General features: G+C 46.7%; 23 protein-coding genes. 22 read left to right on the top strand and 1 reads right to left on the bottom strand.

Translation table 11 applies throughout. The features are described from left to right. Positions 1–153 precede the first annotated feature (153 nt). From OIM03_09120 to OIM03_09065, 12 genes are all read left to right on the top strand, one after another. Complete coding sequence (locus OIM03_09120; GenBank protein HJI74410.1) at positions 154–657, top strand: terminase small subunit; 504 nt, start codon at positions 154–156, stop codon at positions 655–657. Further along, on the top strand, positions 620–2482 hold the full coding sequence (locus tag OIM03_09115) for a phage terminase large subunit family protein (GenBank protein ID HJI74409.1): 1863 nt from the start codon (positions 620–622) through the stop codon (positions 2480–2482). The genes OIM03_09120 and OIM03_09115 overlap by 38 nt, the downstream gene beginning before the upstream one ends. Beyond that, on the top strand, positions 2470–2694 hold the full coding sequence (locus OIM03_09110; protein HJI74408.1) for a hypothetical protein: 225 nt from the start codon (positions 2470–2472) through the stop codon (positions 2692–2694). Before OIM03_09115 ends, OIM03_09110 begins: the two co-directional genes overlap by 13 nt. Next, a complete protein-coding gene (locus OIM03_09105; GenBank protein HJI74407.1) occupies positions 2669–4171 on the top strand; it encodes a phage portal protein in 1503 nt (500 codons plus the stop codon). Before OIM03_09110 ends, OIM03_09105 begins: the two co-directional genes overlap by 26 nt. Positions 4172–4175: 4 nt before the next feature. Next, positions 4176–6041, top strand: coding sequence for an HK97 family phage prohead protease (locus OIM03_09100; GenBank protein HJI74406.1), 1866 nt, complete (start codon positions 4176–4178; stop codon positions 6039–6041). Between the two features lie 20 nt (positions 6042–6061). Further along, a complete protein-coding gene (locus OIM03_09095) occupies positions 6062–6388 on the top strand; it encodes a DUF2190 family protein (protein ID HJI74405.1) in 327 nt (108 codons plus the stop codon). Then, entirely contained in the window at positions 6381–6719 is a 339-nt protein-coding gene (locus OIM03_09090; GenBank protein HJI74404.1) for a hypothetical protein, read from the top strand. The genes OIM03_09095 and OIM03_09090 overlap by 8 nt, the downstream gene beginning before the upstream one ends. Continuing rightward, positions 6716–7300 (top strand): phage tail protein, encoded by a 585-nt coding sequence (locus tag OIM03_09085; GenBank protein HJI74403.1) that lies wholly within the window; start codon positions 6716–6718, stop codon positions 7298–7300. Before OIM03_09090 ends, OIM03_09085 begins: the two co-directional genes overlap by 4 nt. After that, entirely contained in the window at positions 7297–7761 is a 465-nt protein-coding gene (locus tag OIM03_09080; GenBank protein ID HJI74402.1) for a hypothetical protein, read from the top strand. The genes OIM03_09085 and OIM03_09080 overlap by 4 nt, the downstream gene beginning before the upstream one ends. Before the next feature lie 13 nt (positions 7762–7774). Beyond that, entirely contained in the window at positions 7775–8104 is a 330-nt protein-coding gene (locus tag OIM03_09075) for a hypothetical protein (protein ID HJI74401.1), read from the top strand. A gap of 314 nt (positions 8105–8418) precedes the next feature. Beyond that, the gene (locus OIM03_09070; protein HJI74400.1) at positions 8419–9549 is read left to right on the top strand and encodes a phage tail sheath family protein; all 1131 of its coding nucleotides are present in this window, start codon (positions 8419–8421) and stop codon (positions 9547–9549) included. A gap of 18 nt (positions 9550–9567) precedes the next feature. Continuing rightward, entirely contained in the window at positions 9568–10089 is a 522-nt protein-coding gene (locus OIM03_09065; GenBank protein ID HJI74399.1) for a phage major tail tube protein, read from the top strand. A 61-nt stretch (positions 10090–10150) separates the two neighbouring features. Here OIM03_09065 and OIM03_09060 read toward each other — a convergent pair whose 3' ends face one another. After that, positions 10151–10384, bottom strand: a complete 234-nt coding sequence (locus tag OIM03_09060; GenBank protein HJI74398.1) for a hypothetical protein — start codon at positions 10382–10384, stop codon at positions 10151–10153. A 52-nt stretch (positions 10385–10436) separates the two neighbouring features. Between OIM03_09060 and OIM03_09055 the strand changes: the two genes are divergently transcribed. The 10 genes from OIM03_09055 to OIM03_09010 all read left to right on the top strand — a co-directional run bounded on the left by OIM03_09055 (position 10437) and on the right by OIM03_09010 (position 18038). After that, positions 10437–10742: a phage tail assembly protein gene (locus OIM03_09055; GenBank protein HJI74397.1), complete on the top strand. Its 306-nt coding sequence runs from the start codon at positions 10437–10439 to the stop codon at positions 10740–10742. Positions 10743–10897: 155 nt separating this feature from the next. Beyond that, the gene (locus tag OIM03_09050) at positions 10898–13309 is read left to right on the top strand and encodes a phage tail tape measure protein (GenBank protein HJI74396.1); all 2412 of its coding nucleotides are present in this window, start codon (positions 10898–10900) and stop codon (positions 13307–13309) included. Next, the gene (locus OIM03_09045; protein ID HJI74395.1) at positions 13302–13511 is read left to right on the top strand and encodes a tail protein X; all 210 of its coding nucleotides are present in this window, start codon (positions 13302–13304) and stop codon (positions 13509–13511) included. The genes OIM03_09050 and OIM03_09045 overlap by 8 nt, the downstream gene beginning before the upstream one ends. 3 nt (positions 13512–13514) lie before the next feature. Next, positions 13515–14660: a contractile injection system protein, VgrG/Pvc8 family gene (locus OIM03_09040; protein HJI74394.1), complete on the top strand. Its 1146-nt coding sequence runs from the start codon at positions 13515–13517 to the stop codon at positions 14658–14660. After that, on the top strand, positions 14650–15081 hold the full coding sequence (locus tag OIM03_09035; protein ID HJI74393.1) for a hypothetical protein: 432 nt from the start codon (positions 14650–14652) through the stop codon (positions 15079–15081). The genes OIM03_09040 and OIM03_09035 overlap by 11 nt, the downstream gene beginning before the upstream one ends. 12 nt (positions 15082–15093) lie before the next feature. Further along, the gene (locus OIM03_09030) at positions 15094–15384 is read left to right on the top strand and encodes a PAAR domain-containing protein (GenBank protein ID HJI74392.1); all 291 of its coding nucleotides are present in this window, start codon (positions 15094–15096) and stop codon (positions 15382–15384) included. Positions 15385–15390: 6 nt separating this feature from the next. After that, the gene (locus OIM03_09025) at positions 15391–15939 is read left to right on the top strand and encodes a phage tail protein (GenBank protein HJI74391.1); all 549 of its coding nucleotides are present in this window, start codon (positions 15391–15393) and stop codon (positions 15937–15939) included. Then, complete coding sequence (locus OIM03_09020) at positions 15936–16259, top strand: GPW/gp25 family protein (protein ID HJI74390.1); 324 nt, start codon at positions 15936–15938, stop codon at positions 16257–16259. The genes OIM03_09025 and OIM03_09020 overlap by 4 nt, the downstream gene beginning before the upstream one ends. Next, positions 16256–17395, top strand: coding sequence for a baseplate J/gp47 family protein (locus OIM03_09015; GenBank protein HJI74389.1), 1140 nt, complete (start codon positions 16256–16258; stop codon positions 17393–17395). Before OIM03_09020 ends, OIM03_09015 begins: the two co-directional genes overlap by 4 nt. After that, entirely contained in the window at positions 17388–18038 is a 651-nt protein-coding gene (locus OIM03_09010; GenBank protein HJI74388.1) for a phage tail protein I, read from the top strand. Before OIM03_09015 ends, OIM03_09010 begins: the two co-directional genes overlap by 8 nt.

Here is an 18038-nt window from a genome sequence, read left to right as displayed (position 1 = left end):
CTTTATTTTTTGAAAAAAGTCCGGAGTTATGAGGGCGGCGGGTCCTTCTGGGGAGGGGCGTGGATTGCGGGTGCATGCGACGCCCGGAATTTCTCTCAAAAATTTTAGCAAATTTTGATTCCGCAAAGCGGGTGAAAGGAGGCGCGAAATGGGATGCCAAGGATTCGGGACCCTGTCGAAATCAAAGACGACCAGGTTATTGTAAAGGCTAAAGTGTGCGCCATGATTTTTGGCGTTACTGTCCGGACAATAAACGACTGGGCTCGCAAAGGCTGCCCCAAAGTAGCGAAAGATACTTATAACCTGCGGGATGTTATTGAATGGCGATATGCTGCAGAGAATAAACCGGAAAGCCTGGAAGCGCAGAAGTTGAAAGCCGATGTTCGCTACCGGGAAAGCCGGGCGGATATGGAAGAAATGAAGCGCAAGGTCATGATTGGAGAGTACGTTGCAGTGGAAGATATTAAAGCAGAACTCTCCGATGTCTTTAGCCAGGTGCAACAGACCATGCTGAATATCAAGGCAAAAGTGCTGCAACGGCTCTATACAACCTATCCAGATTGTGCGTTTGATGTAGCCAATTTGGTAGAAGATGAAGTGGAAAGGGGGTTGAAGACACTTGCAAACGGAAAGAAAGCAGCCGGGAGAAAACGTTAAAGAAACGCTCCATGCGGCTATTCAGGATTCATTAAAGGTGTTTGAGCCCCCTGAAAAGCTGACCGTATCTCAATGGGCGGATAAATACAGGATGCTTAGTAAGGAGGAAACGAGCCGGCCTGGGATGTGGGATACTTCTTCTGTCCCTTACATGAAATTCATTATGGACTGCTTCTCAAATGAGACTATTAGGGAAATCGTATTGTTGAAAAGTACGCAGATTGGCGGATCAGAATGCATGATCAATATGGTGGGATACACCATTGATCAGAAGCCTAGCCGAATCTACTACGTGCTGCCCGATGATGACTTGTGCATTAAATTCTCTGACAACCGATTAAAACGAATGTTTCGCAGTAATAAAGAAGTATTTGCCAGTAAGGTGAATATGAAGAGTGATGCCAAGTTTTTGAAGTTCAAAGGCGGTTTTGTTGCCGTTGCTTCTGCCAGGTCACCTTCCGAACTCGCGTCCTGGTCAGTCCCTATTGTACTATTGGATGAAATTGACAAATATCCGGTCTGGTCCGGCAATGAGGCTAGTCCTATCAAACTGGCGGAGGAACGAACCAAGAATTGGCCGGTTGCTAAAATTGTCAAGATATCTACTCCAACATTAAAGACGGGAGCTATATACAAGGCATATGAAGGCACAGATGTGAAATATCAGTATGAGATGCCTTGCCCACATTGTGGGAAACCGCTTATCTTCAAATTTAGCCAGGTGAAGTGGCCTAAGAACGAATATGGAGAGGCAGATACCACGATAGTTCAATACCAGGCCTATTATGAATGTGAGCATTGCCACGGCCGCATTGATGACAGGCAGAAACTCCAGATGCTTAAGCAGGGACAATGGGTACCCGTTAATAAAGTACAAGGGCGGCCGCGTTCTGTTGGCTTTCAAATCAACTCCATCTATTCCCCTTGGTTGACTTTTGGAACAGTAGCCGTTGAATTCCTTACCTCAAAAGATGATCCGGAAATGCTGATGAACTTTGTTAATTCATGGCTGGGTGAACCTTGGGAAGATAAGGCGGCGACTATGGAAAGTGATGCCGTGCAGGAACGCCAGACGGATATCCCGGAAGGGATGGTTCCCAACTGGACCCAGCTCATTACTGGAGGTGTAGACGTTCAAAAAAATGGCTTCTATTGGACTATCCGGGCATGGGGATATCGGCTGACCAGCCAAAATATTGCTCATGGCTGGGCGGAATCGTTTGAAGAAATTGAAGCTATCATGAATAAGGTGTGGCCAGATGAGGAGGGAGAGCTGCGCTGGCAGGTCAATCTTTGTGCCATAGATTCTGGATATGACACGGAAGATGTATATGATTTCTGCCTGCAAAATGCAGAATGGTGCGTGCCTGTAAAGGGCGTTACCACGCAAAAAGTCGGACGGTTCAGCCGTTCTTCCATTGATGCCGTAGGCAAACAGTATCATGGGCAGGCCTTATATATCGTCAATGGCGATTCCTACAAGGATTTGATAGCCAGCCGGTTGCGCAGGCCATTAGGTCGCGGCTGCTGGATGGTGTATGACGGCTCAGATATTGATTATGCGGAACAAATTACATCGGAACATAAAATCGCCACGGTAAAAGGTGGCCGAAGGATGGAATCATGGGTCCCCAAAACGGCCCACGCGCAAAACCATTATCTGGACGCTGAAGTATATGCAGCCTGTGCGGCTGACCTGTTACAGGTACGCTATCTGGATGAAAAGAAAGAAGCAGCTGATGTGCAGCCAGGGGTAAGCGGGCGACAACAGGGAAATGCTGATGACGAAGAATTTATTCATGTACAGGAAGGATGGCTGGAGTAATGCTGATAGATGATTTAAAAGCTGAACTGGCGCAGCTTAATCAGGCAATAGAAAAGATTGAGGCGGGTGCACAGTCCTACACTATCGGAAATCGTAGCCTGACCAGAGGGAGCTTGTCGGCTTTATATAAAGAACGACGAACACTCCGGCAGGAAATTGCCTCATTGGAAACAGGAGGTGGCTGCTATGTCGGAAGTTTCATCCGGGACTAATTGGCTTGATCGGCTGATTGGCTTTTTTAGTCCGGAAAAAGCATATAAGCGTATAGCCTTCAGGCAGGCGTACAGCGCCGGCGAAACTCATAGAAGACAGGGCGGCTGGATGCCCATCGAAGGGAATACAGAACGCCTTAATGCAATGTCCCGGGATATGGTGCGCAGAAAGGCACGAGATTTAGAACGAAACAGCGACATCATGAATTCGCTGCTATCCGCATTTGAACGTAATGTGGTTGGATCCGGCTTTGTCCCACAGGCAGATACCGGGGACGAAGAATTGAACAACCAGATTGAGCATGTTTTCCGGGAATGGAGTAAACCCCAAAATTGCGATATTTCAGGAACACAGAGTTTTAATGAAATGTGTAATATGATTGTCCGCCGTCTAAAAATTGATGGCGGTATTTTATTGCTCAAAACGTATGGCGGAAATGAAAAATGCCCATTTCAGCTCCAAGCACGGGAAGTTAGTGATTTAGACGGAGACAGCGTAGTTTCCTACAGGCATAACGGCAAGTCTGTAGTGGGTAGTATTGAAGTGAACGACTACGGAAAACCGCTGGCATACTGGATTAAACAGGAAACACCGGACGGTTTGAGTACGCTTGATACCAAGCGCATTCCAGCGGATAAGGTGATTGCTTTGTGGGAAAAGAAAAGCCCCAGCCAGATCCGCGAAATGTCTCCCATGTCTCAGGCCATTACCCGCATTGCAGATGCAGAAGATTATCTGGATACCATTAGCTTGAAAGAAAAGATTCTGGCCTGCTTTGGTGTATTTATCAAGAGGGCTCTTCCATCTGGCGGCCTTGGCCGTGGGTTAAATAATATTGACCACAAAACAGGGATTCCCAAAAAGACAGTGACGCCGGGAATGATTCAGGAGCTTCAGCCAGGCGATGAAGCGCAGGCCGTTATTCCTGCCGGTCAGGCGTCTAATGCCAAGGACATGCTGTCTATTATGATTCGATTAATTGGCTCCGGGCTAGGGCTTTCCTATGAAGCAATCAGTCGTGACATGAGTCAGGTAACCTATTCTTCGGCTCGCCAGGGGTTACTGGAAGATAAACGGACATACGAGCGCATTCAGCGTTTTTTGATAGATCATTTTCTGGATACGGTGTATGAAGAAGTCGTGATTTCAGCTGTTACCGCTAAAACACTAAGCATTCCGGATTTCTGGAAACACAAGGAACGGTATCTCAAACATAGCTGGAATTCATCTGGGTGGGACTGGGTCGATCCGGTGAAGGAAGTCACAGCTAATAAGATTGCTTTAGAAACCAATCAGGAAACGATGGCGACTATCTGTGCGCGGTCTGGCGTGGACTGGAAAGAAGTGTTGGAACAACGTGCTATGGAAGAAGCTTACAAGAAAAAGCTGGAAACGTCGTATGGTATTTCGTTACAGGGAGGAGGAAGCGCTGCGGATGAAACAGCAGGAACAAGAAAAAACAGTATTACCAAATGACTCCGTGGGTCTGTTTCAGCGAGATGGGGAAATCCGAACTACAGAAAACAAGGACAACGAACGGACTATGACAGTGTCCTTTGCCAGCGAGGAACCGTATGAACGCTGGTTTGGCCCGGAAGTCCTACAAGTAGATGAAACCGCCTTGGATGTGTCTCGATTTAATAACGGGCTTGGCTGTGTGCTGTACAACCATAACCGTGATGCCGTTATTGGGAAAATTAACCGGGTATGGATGGAAAATGGTAGGGCCTATGCAGATATTACCTTTGATGAGGATGAAGAATCGGAGAAGGTGTATCAGAAGGTGAAATCCGGGACATTGAAGGGCGTATCTGTTGGGTATGTCGTAAACGAGTATACGGAAGTTAAAGAAAACGTATCTCTGGCTACCCCGAACGGAACTATCCAAGGACCTTGTTATGTGGCCACTAAGTGGGAAGCAATGGAAATCTCTATTGTATCCGTACCTGCTGATGCCACGGTAGGAGTGGGACGCGCTCAGGAAGAGGCGTTCCATCGTATTGTAAAAGTAGTAAAACCGAAGGAGGAAGAAAAGAACATGAGTGAAGAACAGAAAAAGCCGGTGAATCCGGTCAATCCGGTTCCGCCGGCAGATCAGGGTGAAGCACTGCGTGCAGCTATCCAGGAAGAACGGGAAAGATGCGAAAATATTACTGCGCTTTGCCGCCATTTTGACGTGGATCCTAATGAGTTTATTGAAAAGGGAATGAGCCTGGCTGATGTGCAGGCACAGGTGCTGGCGAAGGCAGCCAAAGATAGTGCTCCGGCAGCAAATCTGGAGGTCAAAGAAGATGAAGCCGACAAATACCGCGCGGCTGCAACGGATGCGCTTTTGATGCGTGCCGGTGTACAGGTAGATAAGCCAGCAGCAGGGGCAAATGAACTGCGCACTATGCGTCTGCGTTCTTTAATGTGCGATGTACTGGAACGCGAAGGTGTGGCCCACGTACAGCGCATGGACGATGATGAACTGGTCCGCGCCGCCCTGACCGGGACCGGTGCACTTCCTGGCATTCTGTCCAATGTAGCTAATAAAACGATGGCAAAGGCGTATGCAGAAGCCCCGACTACGTTCCAGTATTTCACTTCTACGGGCTCCAATGTAGATTTCAAGGAAGCCAGCCAGTACAGACTGTCTGAAGCCGGTGAACTGGTGGAAGTTAAAGAAAATGGCGAATTTGAGCATGATGAACTGACGGAGGGAAGCGCAAAGAAGAAAGTGCTGACCTTTGGCCGCTCCTTTACCTTTACCCGCCAGATGATCATCAATGATGACCTGGGAGCACTGACCCGTATCCCGGCGCTCTATGCAGCCGCTGCCAAACGTGGCATTAACCGCCTTGTATATCAGCAACTGACCGCTTCCGGCAACTACTCCACTAAAAATGGCAACGTAGCAGCCACTGGTAGTGCACTGTCCCTGGATACTATTAATGCTGGACGTGTAGCGATGCGTAAGCAGAAAAATCTTCGTGGGAAAGCCATGTTGAACATCGTACCGAAATTTCTGATTGTTCCAGCGGAACTGGAATTCAAGGCTCGCCAGATGCTGACTTCTACTTCTGATCCGGATGGCAACAACAGTGGTGTAGTCAACCCACTGATGAATTCCATGCAGGTTATTTCTGATGCCGAACTGGATGCTATCGACAATGCAGCATGGTATATGGCAGCAGATCCGATGCTGATGGATACCATTGAAGTAACTTACCTGAATGGCCAGCAGACACCGACGATTGAAAGTCAGATCGCTTTTGATACGCTGGGCATTCGTTATCGTATTTACATGGATTATGGCGTCACCGTCCTGGATACCAAAGGCCTGTACAAGAACGCTGGGAAATAAAAGAAAGGAGGAATTGAACGATGGCTAAAGCAGTATTTGCCCGCAAGGGGAACGTGATTGATTACAAGGCTACCAGTAACGTAGCCTATCTGGATATTATTCCATTCGATAGCTGCGTTGGTGTGGCTGAAATGGATATTCCTAAAGGGGACTACGGTACCGTTTCGATCGCAGGAGCCTATGAAATGCCGAAAGCAACAGGGGCTATTAAGGCTGGAGCTGCTGTCTTTTACGACACTACGAAAAATGCCATTGTGGCAGCATCTGCTGAGAAAACGGTGGCAGCCGGGATCGCATTGAAAGACGCTGCCAGTGATGCCGCTACCGTAGTAGTTCGCATTGGCTAGCTTCAAGTCAATCGCTCATGATGACATCTCTGATGTGTTCCTGAACATGGAAGAGTTTGCCGATACGCATAACTTGAATGGAACGGAATGCACAGCCATTGTACAAGAGGTGGTCATCAATGACGATTTGACGACGGAAATCGCTGCTGCCGCCAAATATACCGATGCTATGTATGGAAGCGGATGCGTGATCAACGTAAAGAAATCCGACTTGCCCTATGTACCTGAAACGGGGGATACTTTCCGGTTAGACGGGAAATATGGGCAGGTCGTCCTTTGTAAGGATGATGAAGGCGTACTGACTATCACATGGGCGGTGAATGAAACATGATTGATATTGATGTGCGGTGTGAAGGGGCTTCCCTACTTATCCAAACGCTGACAGATACGCCGGAGAAAGCGAAATGGGCAATCAGCATGAGCGTCAATAAGATTGCCCGTTCCGCCCGCACACAAATGGCAAGAGAAGTCAATAAAAGATATTTTGTAAAAGTTGGCGAAGCCAGAGATACTATTTATATCAGGAAAGCCGGCGGCGACGGTTTAAAGGCAGAACTTGTCAGTAGAGGACATCCTAGTTCTCTTGCGCATTTCAGGGTTTCCCCAAAAATGGTCCAGCATAAAGGGCGTAGGAATAAAAAGGTTCACGTCCAAGTCAAGCGTAATGGCGGCGGCGCAACACTGGACCGAGCGTTCATTATGGCTATCGGCAAAAAAGATGGTAGCAGTGTGGGTGTTTTCGAGAGAAATTGGGACACGAAGTATCCTGTTTACAAATTATTTGGGCCGTCTGTCCCTTCTATGCTAAAGAATGAAGAAATTCAGCAGGAACTAGAGAAAACCACGGCAGAAAAGCTCAATAAAGAGTTGAACCGGCAACTGGCCCGCATTGCAAAGGGGGGAATGCCATGATCGCTGTTATGCTAGCTAAGGCCTTAAAAACTTTACTGGATGAGAAACTGGCAGCATATACCTACACGGATTCTACTGGAAAAACAAGGAGGATCACTACGTATACATATTATCTGGATGATAAGCAGCCAGGGAGCGAAGAAGCAGCTCCGTATATCGTGATTCGCCCGGTTTCTGGTGAAGATGGTATGGAAAACAGTACAGCAAAGTGTGTGATTGTAGCTTGCGTCCGGGACGAAGAAGCAGCAGCTGGCTATTTGGGCGCAGCCAATCTGATTGAACAGATTCGGCAAATTTTGCTGACCACAGGAACGGTAGGTAAAAAATTCCCACTTAAAAAGCCGCTGAAATGGGGCATTGATAATGAACCTAACCGGCCATATTACAGTGGATATATTGAAGTAGAGTATTATGTGGGGCACCTGGATGATTTCCAGCGGATGCCTTTTTTGCGTGAATAAAGGAGGATAACATATGGCTGATACAAAAGCAGCAGGAAATGCAGCAAAAGCAGCGGATACAAAAACAGCGGCCGTAGCAGAAAAGAAAGAGAGCCTTGCAGTGCTTGTATCTTATATTGGGCCGAATATTCCTAAACTGGGTCTTACCCAATACCAGGTATACAGAGGCGGCATCCCAGCTTTCTCTGATGCAGTAACAGAGGAGCAAAAAGCTAAATTGGTAAGGCTTTTTATTCCCATTTCTCAGCTGAACACGGCCATGGCAGAGATTGAGACAAAGGGAACAGCTTACAATAAATTTTATATGGACGGTATCACTGTCAGAAAGGAGATTAACGGATGAGCTATTATCATGGTATTAAGACTTCTGAGCAGACCACAGCGATTAAACCTGCGGTCAATACAGAGGGATGCTTGCCGGTTATTGTGGGGGCAGCACCCATTCACCTGGCAACTGATCCGGCAGAACCCAACACTCCGGTACTTTGCCATCAGATGTCAGATGCGGTAGCCGCATTTGGCTATAAACCAGATTTTGGGAAATATGGTATTGCAGAAGCTATTTATACTTTCTTTTCCCTATACGGAGTATCTCCAGTAATTTTTATCAATGTCCTGGATAAAACAAAACATAAAACGGCGGTAGCAAGCGAACAGGTGACTATTGCAGACCACGTGGGTTTCATCAAGGAAGATGTGCTTATGGACACATTGGTTGTTAAGTCTTCAGATGGCGCAGCCACGCTGCAGGTAGACACTGACTACACTGCTGCATTTGATGATAGTGGGGCCGTTGTCATTTCCCTGTCCGCCTCCGGCAGTCATTATGATGATGCAGCGCTGACCGTCTCCTATGATAAGGTAGATCCTAGCAAAGTAATCAATGAGGATATCATTGGTGGTATTGACCTGGAGACCGGCAAGGAAAAAGGGATGGAAGTCATCAATACCATTTTCACGAAGCTGGGTGTTGTTCCCGGCATGATTGGCGCGCCTGGTTATAGTGATAATGCAGAGGTGGCGGCTGTCATGGCTTCCAAGGCTGCCAGCGTTTCCGGTTTGTTTAAGGCGGTGGCCATTATTGACGGTAGCACCACGGCTGCGAAGAAGTATACGGATGTATATGCCTGGAAGAATAAAGCAAATATCACCAACAAGTATCAGGTAGTTTGCTGGCCTATGGCAACTATGGGAACGAAAAAGCTGCATCTGTCTACGATTTTCATGGCGACACAGGCGCTCCTGACCTATGAAAACGACGACATCCCTTACAAATCTCCATCCAACAAGACCGCACAGATGGATGGCCTTTGCCTGGAAGACGGCACGCCGGTAGAATTGGGGCTGTCTTCTGCCAACTATCTGAACGGTAATGGCATTGTAACGGCTATCAATCTGTTTGGTGGCTGGAAGCTCTGGGGCAACAATACAGCCTGCTACCCGACGAATACGGATCCGAAAGACAGATTCTTCTGCGTGAGGGCTATGTTTAACTGGGACCAGCAGACGTTTATCCGGACGTATTGGACTGACGTAGACCAGCCGATGATGAAAAGATATATCCAGTCCATTGTGGATTCTGAAAACATCCGCATGAACGGATTGGTATCTGCCGGAGTGATTCTGGCGGGATCCTGTGAATATCGTGAAGCAGATAATCCGGCTACGTCTATTGTAGATGGTATTTCCCATATTCATAAGACTTTTATCCCTCCAGTTCCGAACCGTGAGATTGATGTGGTTTATGAATTTGATTCTGAACAGTATGCAGCTCTTATGACTGCATAAGAAAGGAGGTAAAGAGATATGGCAGAATTACCCAGCCTACTTGTGAATTTCCGTGTATATGACGGAGGCAGTAATGATATGATCGGCGTGGCCGATGTAGAACTTCCGAAGCTGGAGGCTATGACAGAAACACTGAAAGGTGCTGGCGTGGCCGGTGAAATTGATATGCCGGTCATCGGGCATTACTCCAGCATGGAAACTAAGCTGAGCTTTAGAACGGTAGATAAAAACGCCTTGAAACTCAGTGCGAGCAAAGGCCAGCAGTTGGATATCCGGGGCGCTCAGGAGGTGTACGATAAAGCCGCCTGTGAAATGAAAGTGGTCCCGGTAAAATTGGTGGTCAAAGGGATGCCGAAATCTACGGAGCTTGGCAAATTTGAAATGGGTGCCGGGACAGACAGTTCTCTTACACTGGAAACGATGTACCTGAAGCTCACCATTGGCGGAAAGGTGAAAGCCGAAATTGACAAGTTGAATTATATTGCAGCCATTGATGGCACGGACTTCCTGACGGATGTACGTAGCGCATTAGGTCTGTAATACCGTATCCATAGCAATAAAAAAGATCCCCTTCCGAAAAAGAAGGGGATTACTCATTTTCTTATGGTGTGGTGTACCAACCATACAAGGCGGATCCAACCAAAACAAGCATCGTTATGAGGGCAGTAATGGGAAGTGCGTAGTTTGCTGGAAGTAGAAGTGCGCAGCAGAACCATGTAACGAATGCAGCAAAAGCGGTTGCCAGAAGCAAAACAGGTAGCAGGGAAATAACCATGATAAGGCTTCCGGCTGCGGATGCGATGGCGGATACAAATGAGAGGTTCGTTGATTTCATATCGAGCACTTCCTTTCTCGTTTGGCGTACCTTTTTCTTAATTATATCATGAATGGAGGAAATTGAAATGAGTGTAAAGCCAATTAAATTGGAAAATAAATTATCTGTAAAGGGGCAGGATGTAACCAGCGTAACGCTGGACTTTTCTCAGCTTACTGGGAGAGATCTGATTAAAGCTGAAGCAGAGGCACGGGCAGATGGAGAAGTAACGCCCATGCTGACCTTTTCTCTGAAATACCAGGCATCTTTGGCAGCCCGCATGATTGGTATTACATATGACGAAATGATGGACATGAATGCAGTTGATTTTTCCAAAATTACAAACAAGATACTCAATTTTTTAACCAAACAGGGCTGACGTTAAAAAGCCTCCGAAAGTGCACCATCCTATTGGCGAAAGGGACCCGGAGCCCGGTTGAGTTCTATTTGCTCCTGCCGCTTTGGGAACTGGATGAATGGGCAGAAGCTCTGCTGGAATTGTATAAAGAAATGGAAAAGAAAGGAGGAAAGTAAATGGCTGATAATATGTCCATGTCATTCGTTATTGGGGCTACGTTAGCTGCTAGTTTTATGGGAGCGTTCAAAGCGGCAGCGTCTGAAACAAAAATGTTGGCAAGCGTAGCAGCCAATGCCCATGCCAAAGAAAAAGAGCTGGCGGAGCAGAGTAAAATCCTTAACCGAATCTGGGAAAAGGGGCAAATCTCTATCGAACACCATAAAGAGGCCCTAGCACAGTTGACTGCACAGATGGATAAGGTGAAGGCCGCGCAGGCGGCTATTGCCAAACAAAAAACTTTGGAAGGAAAGTTTAAAGCCTATGGGCAGAAACGGAACCGGGCTGTGGGAAACATCATGAAGGCGGGAGCAGCTGCTTATGCCATGAGTGTACCACTTCGTGACGCGGTTGAAATGGAATCCAGTATGTCTGATGTGGCCAAGGTTGTAGACATGACAGATGATGAATTTGCTGACATGAAGAACAGTATTGTAGAAATGTCTACGCGTATTCCGATGTCGGCCAAAGGGATTGCGTCCATCGTAGCTTCTGCCGGACAAGCGGGCATTGCAAAACCCGAACTACTAACTTTTGCTGAAGACGCTGCCAAAATGGGTGTTGCCTTTGATATAACAGCGGAACAAGCTGGCGACATGATGGCTAAGTGGCGTACAGCATTTAAGATGGGGCAGTCGGATGTTGTTGCGTTGGCAGATAAGATTAACCACCTGAGCAATAATACCGCATCGACAGCTGCCCAGATTTCTGATGTGGTTACTCGTATTGGGCCGCTAGGGGAAGTTGGAGGTATGGCATCCGGTGAGATTGCAGCATTAGGCGCGTCCATGGTTGGCTCTGGGGTACAAAGTGAGGTGGCTGCTACTGGTATTAAGAATTTGATTTTGGGCATGACAGCCGGGGCTGGAGTCACGAAATCACAGGCGGCGGCGTTTGAAGCATTGGGACTTAGTTCTGTTGATATGGCCAAAAAGATGCAGACGGATGCCAAAGGGGCTATTATTGAAGTCCTTACGGCATTAAAGGGGCTGGATAAAGATCAGCAGGCGAATGTACTTTCTGATTTGTTCGGCAAAGAGAGCATTGGGGCCATTGCTCCACTTCTTTCAAATCTAGAAGGACTTCAGAAAAACTTCAGCATGGTTGGCGACTCCAGTCAATATTCCGGGTCTATGCTAAAGGAATATGCAGCGCGGTCCAAGACAGCCAAGAACTCTATGGAGCTGCTTAAAAATGCTGGAACGGCAACATCTATAGCTATTGGTGACGCTATGCTTCCGACTTTAAAAGCATTAACGGCTGAATTATTGCCAGTCGTAAAGATTGCGCATGATTTTATCCAGGCGCATCAAGATGCTATTACAACAGCAGTCAAATTCGCGGGAGCCATTGTAGCAGCCGTTATCGCTGTAAACGCCTTTGTTGTTGTTGAAAGTACGGTTATGCAAGTAATTACCGGTGTCAAGATGGTATACAATTGGGCAAAAATTGCGATTATAGCCTTTAAAGACAGTCAGATTGGAGCCACCATTGCGACGAAAGCTTATGCAGCGGCTGCACGGGTTGCGCAGGCAGCTCAATGGTTATTTAATGCAGCATTAAGTGCGAATCCGATAGGTCTTGTTATTATAGGCCTTCTTGCTCTGGGTGCTGCCGTTTATTGGTGCTACAACCATTTTGAACAAGTTCAGGCCTTTTGTACATCTATGTGGGAAAGCCCGGCTGCGGCCGTTATTGCTTTTCTCACTGGCCCGATTGGCTGGCTAATCTACATTGGAGCTGGGATTATTGCGAACTGGGAGACAGTAAAGCAGTGGTTTATCACCTTGTGGGAAGATCCCGGGGCTGCCATTGACCAGTTCAAATCATTCGCAAGCAGTAAGCTGGATGAACTTTATCAGAAAGCTCAGGAGATCTGGAATTCCATCAAAGCAGTATTCAAAGACCCGATTCAGGCCGTAGTAAATTTTGTGAAAGGCGGAGACGGTGACGCGGCTAATGCAGCTGGGAACCCTATTCCGGAGAATGCGGCAGGCGGCATTTATGCACGCGGAGCATTCCTGACATCTTTTGCAGAGCGAAGCCCGGAAGCAGCTATTCCCATCAATGGAACAGCGCGGGCGGCTAGATTGTGGACGCAGACTGGACAAATGATGGGGCTTCTTCCTAAATCCGTTGGGGATAATGCGGGCAAAGGGACCAGCGCCATGTTGTCCAGCATCAACCGTCTCGGAACCGTTCACAGTATGCCGGAAGGAACAGTCATCAATCTTTCTTATAACCCGCAACTTACAATTACGGGGAATGCGGAGGTAGAGAAAGTACAGCATGTGATGGATGACCAGCGGGATAAGCTTGAAGAGGTTCTGGAAAGAATTGTGAGAGATCGGAGGCGTCTGGCTTTTGACTAAACGTATATACAAGACGATACAGGGAGACACCTGGGACGGAATCGCCATTAAAGTGTATGGGGATGAACGGTACATAAATGAGCTTCTGGAAGCCAACCAGGAGTTCAACGAAATTGTTATTTTCCCGGCCAACATCAAATTGATGCTGCCGGAAATTGAAACAAAAGCGACGTCTATCCTTCCGCCCTGGAAGAAGGTGTAAGTGTTGTCTTTACTTGATGATGTCTTGAAAGGGAATTATGCGGCTGGTTCAACAACGGGTTACGCCCGGAGAGCTTACCCGAAGATTGCGTACAACAAAAAAGATATTACGCAGGCTATGCTTTCCTACCTGAAAAGCCTGGAATTTACGGACGTTTTGACCGGGCAGGCTGATGATTTGCAGATTGTATTGGAAGACAGGTCCGGGCTCTGGCTGGAAGCATGGTTCCCGGATAAAGGGGCAACGCTTACGGCTTCTATTTTGACAAAATACTGGAGTAATCCAACGGAAGCAGAAAAAGAGCTATCGCTGGGTCTATTTGAAATTGACGAAATCGAATGCAGCGCGATGCCGTCTGAAACGAAAATCAAAGCCGTCTCTGTGCCTAACAATACGACTTTGCGTGGAGAAGAACGAACTCGCTCTTGGGAAGGCTATACCATTCAAAAAATTGCCCAGGACATTGCGGATAATGCAGGAATGCAACTGAATTTCTCTGCTAAGGATAATCCGACATTGGAACGGGTAGAACAAACGGAGCAGTCTGATTTGGCTTTTCTGAATAAACTGTGCCAGGATAATGGGCTATCACTCAAAGTAACAGACAACCAGATTGTTATCTTTGATATGGCGGATATGGAAGCGGCTGAACCATCTTTGACTTTTCTTCGTCCGACGGTAGCTGATTTATCAGCCACCGTCGCAAGAAGTGGAGATTCCAATGGGACGAACACTGGAAATGTATTGAAACAATTAAAGCCGGCTTCCTGGTACTTTACATCTTCCATTCGGGATGTATACAAGGCTTGCACGGTGGAACATTCTCGGGGAAAGAAGAAAGAGAAAATTAGTGCCACTTTTACGGATCCGACTAAAACAGAGGGGAAAACGCTACTGGTCAAGAAAGATGTAAAAAGCGTAGAAGAAGCAGAACGCATGGCACGGAAAGCTCTTCGTGATAAGAACAAAGATGAAGTGACGGGCTCTCTCTCCTGCATGGGAGATACGGACCTTTCTGCCGGTCTTACCGTAACCGTGAAAGGCTTTGGAAAGTTTGATGGTAAGTATATTATTTCCCGAGTAAAGCACTCGCTAGGAAATGGATATCGGTGTTCTGTTGATCTCAGGAGGTGCCTCAATGGCTATTAATGACAGGCAATTGTTGTCAGTGTTGCGCCGGGTTATTCGTATAGGCAATGTGTCCAGCGTAAACCCAGAAACGATGTCTTGCCGTGTTGTGTTCCCCGATATGGATGATAATGTCAGCGCAGAGCTTCCGTTGCTGAATACTGGGAGTGCTTACTGTAAAGAGTACTGGCTTCCTGTAGTCAACGAGCAGGTAGTATGCCTGATGCTGCCTAACGACGGAGGAACAGGAAACAATGAAGGGATTATCCTGGGAAGCTTCTTTAATGATGTGGATAAGCCCGTGAAAACGGGTATCGGCATTCGACGCATTGATTTTGGCGATGGCTCCTATGTAGAGCATGACAGTAATACCGGAAACCTGACTATTCAGGCTGTTGGGAATATTATCATTAAAGGGGCAACGGTTCGCATTAACGAATAGGAGGAAATGAAAATGTCAGCGGCAACTCGTTTGGGCGATAAGAACACAGGGCATGATTCCTGCCCACCCGTTGCGCTTACATCGGCCAGTGATACGGTATTTATTAATGGGAGAGGTGCCGGCCGTATCAATGATACATACGCCAGCCATTCCTGTAAGGTTCATAGCCCGCATGTTGGCCATATATCGAGCGGGAGTGCTTCCGTATTTATTAACGGAAGAGCGGCTGCACGGATTGGCGACCATGTAAGTTGTGGAGGCAGCGTAGACGAGGGAAGCCCTAATGTATTTATAGGAGGATGATGTCAGGTGGCAACAGTAGGAAGCCTGGGAGGCATTACCTTTAATGTGTCCAGCCGGCGAGTAGTCACGTTTGATAATTACTCACGGCAGGGAAACATCAAATCGGCAGAACACGAAATTATTGCTGAAAAGTCTCATATGGAATTCACCGGGCTAGAGCCAGAGGAAATCACCTTTGATATCCAGCTTTTTTCACAGCTCAATGTAACTCCTGAAAAGAAATTAGAAGTACTCCGGCATATGCGTGATACCGGACAGGTGATGAGCTTTATCTTGGGAAATAGCCCGGTAAGCCAGAATAAGTGGATGATTACCGGCCTATCGGAGAAGCCGACATATTGGAAACAGCGCGGGAAAATGCATATTGTGACGGTATCAATCACGCTGAAAGAGTATCGGGTAGATGAAAACGTGGCCGCGGGAACGCAGAAAAACACACCATGGGGCAACGTAAAAACGCAGATTAATGAATACCGCGAACAAGCGGATGCATATAAGCAAGAGGCTTTGGACGTGCTGGACCGGGTGGATGATGAGGTTGGTGATTTATTGTGATTATTTCTGGAAATCAAGATGGACACATTAATTGGGAACCGGGTTCTGAATTAACGGAAGTTGTACAAAATGTTCAGACTTTGCTTTCTACACATGTTTTCAGCGTACCTTTAGACAGGAGGTTAGGTATTTCATGGGATGCTATTGACGAACCATTGGATGGATCATCTGAAAGCATTTTGCAAGAGGAATTGTTAAATGCTATACAAACTTATGAGCCCAGGGCTATCGTGAATTCCGTTGAGTTTACTTACGATCCACAGAAAGAACGGATGATTCCTGTTGTGGACATATCAATCAAAGGAGGTGAAACGGCATGAATGTAAGTCAACTACCGGATATTGATTTTGTGGGTGCAGACAAGGAAAACGTCGTCTCGTATTTGATGAAGACTTATACAGCGATAACAGGAAGGACATTAGGGAAGGCGGACCCAGTCAGACTTTTTATCCTAGTTATTGCCTCCGTGGTTATCATGCTGCTAAATAAAATCAATTATACCGGGAAACAGAATCTGTTGAAGTACGCAAAAGGATCCAATTTGGATAATCTAGTGGCTTTATTAGGAGTATCACGCATCCCTGCAGCAAAAGCTACATTGACAGAGAAGTTTACACTTTCGGCAGTGATGCCGAACAATATAACCATTCCCCAGGGAACACGTGTAAGCGCGGGCGGGCAATTGTATTTTATGACAAGTGAGCCAACCGTTATTCCCGCAGGACAAACGTCCGGGACTGTACTGTGTATATGCCAGCAGGAAGGTATAACGGGAAACAATTTGAGGCCAGGCATGGTGACTACCTTGGTAGATCCAATTGCTTACGTGGCTTCTGTAACCAATACCACAACTTCAGAAGGTGGTGCCGATATAGAAAGTGATGAATCCTTACGGCTGCGTGCAGAGGAAGCCCCAGAATCATTTAGCGTGGCAGGCCCAAGTGGGGCATATGAATATTTCGCTAGGGCAGCTTCTTCACTTGTTTCTCAGGCTATTGCGGTTTCTCCTAAGCCAGGTTTTGTAGATGTGTATATCTTATCTGGAAACGGAGCTATTCCAGGGGGAGAACTTCAAACCAGGGTAAAAGAATTTTTGTCTGATAAACGCAGAAGACCATTAACTGATGTCGTCAGCGTCAAAGTTCCCGAAGTTCGATCATACGATATTAATATGACCTACTATCTGCCTGCTGGAATTCAGGCTGAACCCGTAAGAAAGAATGTAGAGAATGCTATCAATGAGTATATTACATGGCAGGATTCCAAAATGGGAAGAGATATTAACCCAGATAAGCTGGTACAACTGTGTGTAACGGCAGGAGCAAAAAGGGTAGTGATAACGGCCCCTGTCTTTACTAAAATTAATGATGGAACAGCCAGTGATGAAAAGGTAGTGGGACTGGCTAAGAACAGCGGTCACAATACCATTAACTATGGAGGCGTTGAAGATGAATGAACTAAGTACATTAAACTTATCCTATCTTCTGCCATCCTCTATAGCGGAAGATAGGGAAGTGAAGGCATTATCTAAAGTGGCGACTGGTAAGCTGCTGGAAATCAATAGTGATATTAAGCAAGTGCTACTGTGGGATGACTTGGGAAAATTTGATGACTCCATTTTGTCGGCATTAGCCTGGCAATTACACGTAGATCTGTATAATGAAGATTATCCAAAATCTGCCAGGGTTAATTTAATTCTGGGCAGCATTCTGTGGCATATGAGACGCGGAACATTGTATAGCGTAGAAATGGCACTGCACGACATTTTTCAAACCGGGACTGTGAAGGAGTGGTTTGATTATGGCGGGAAGCCCTATCACTTTAAAATTGATAAAATTACGGAACCCCTCAAAGATAAGAAAACCATAAAGCGCCTGGTAACAGCGGTCCGTCTATCAAAGAATTTACGCAGCTGGTGTGATGGGATTGGGTTTACGCAAGAGATAAAGAAAACCAACTATATAGCCATGGCAAAGCGGATCCGGTTAAAAGTTACTATCCGGCCAACAACGGTTTCTACAGAATCTGGAACGGGAACGATTTATGCTGGCGGCGTGCAGGCAATCACAGAAACCATCAATTACGTACAGGGAGGCTAA

It is taken from the genome of Veillonellaceae bacterium, assembly GCA_025992895.1.
GTDB lineage: Bacteria > Bacillota > Negativicutes > Veillonellales > Dialisteraceae > Dialister.
This window is presented reverse-complemented; position numbering and strand designations above follow the sequence as displayed.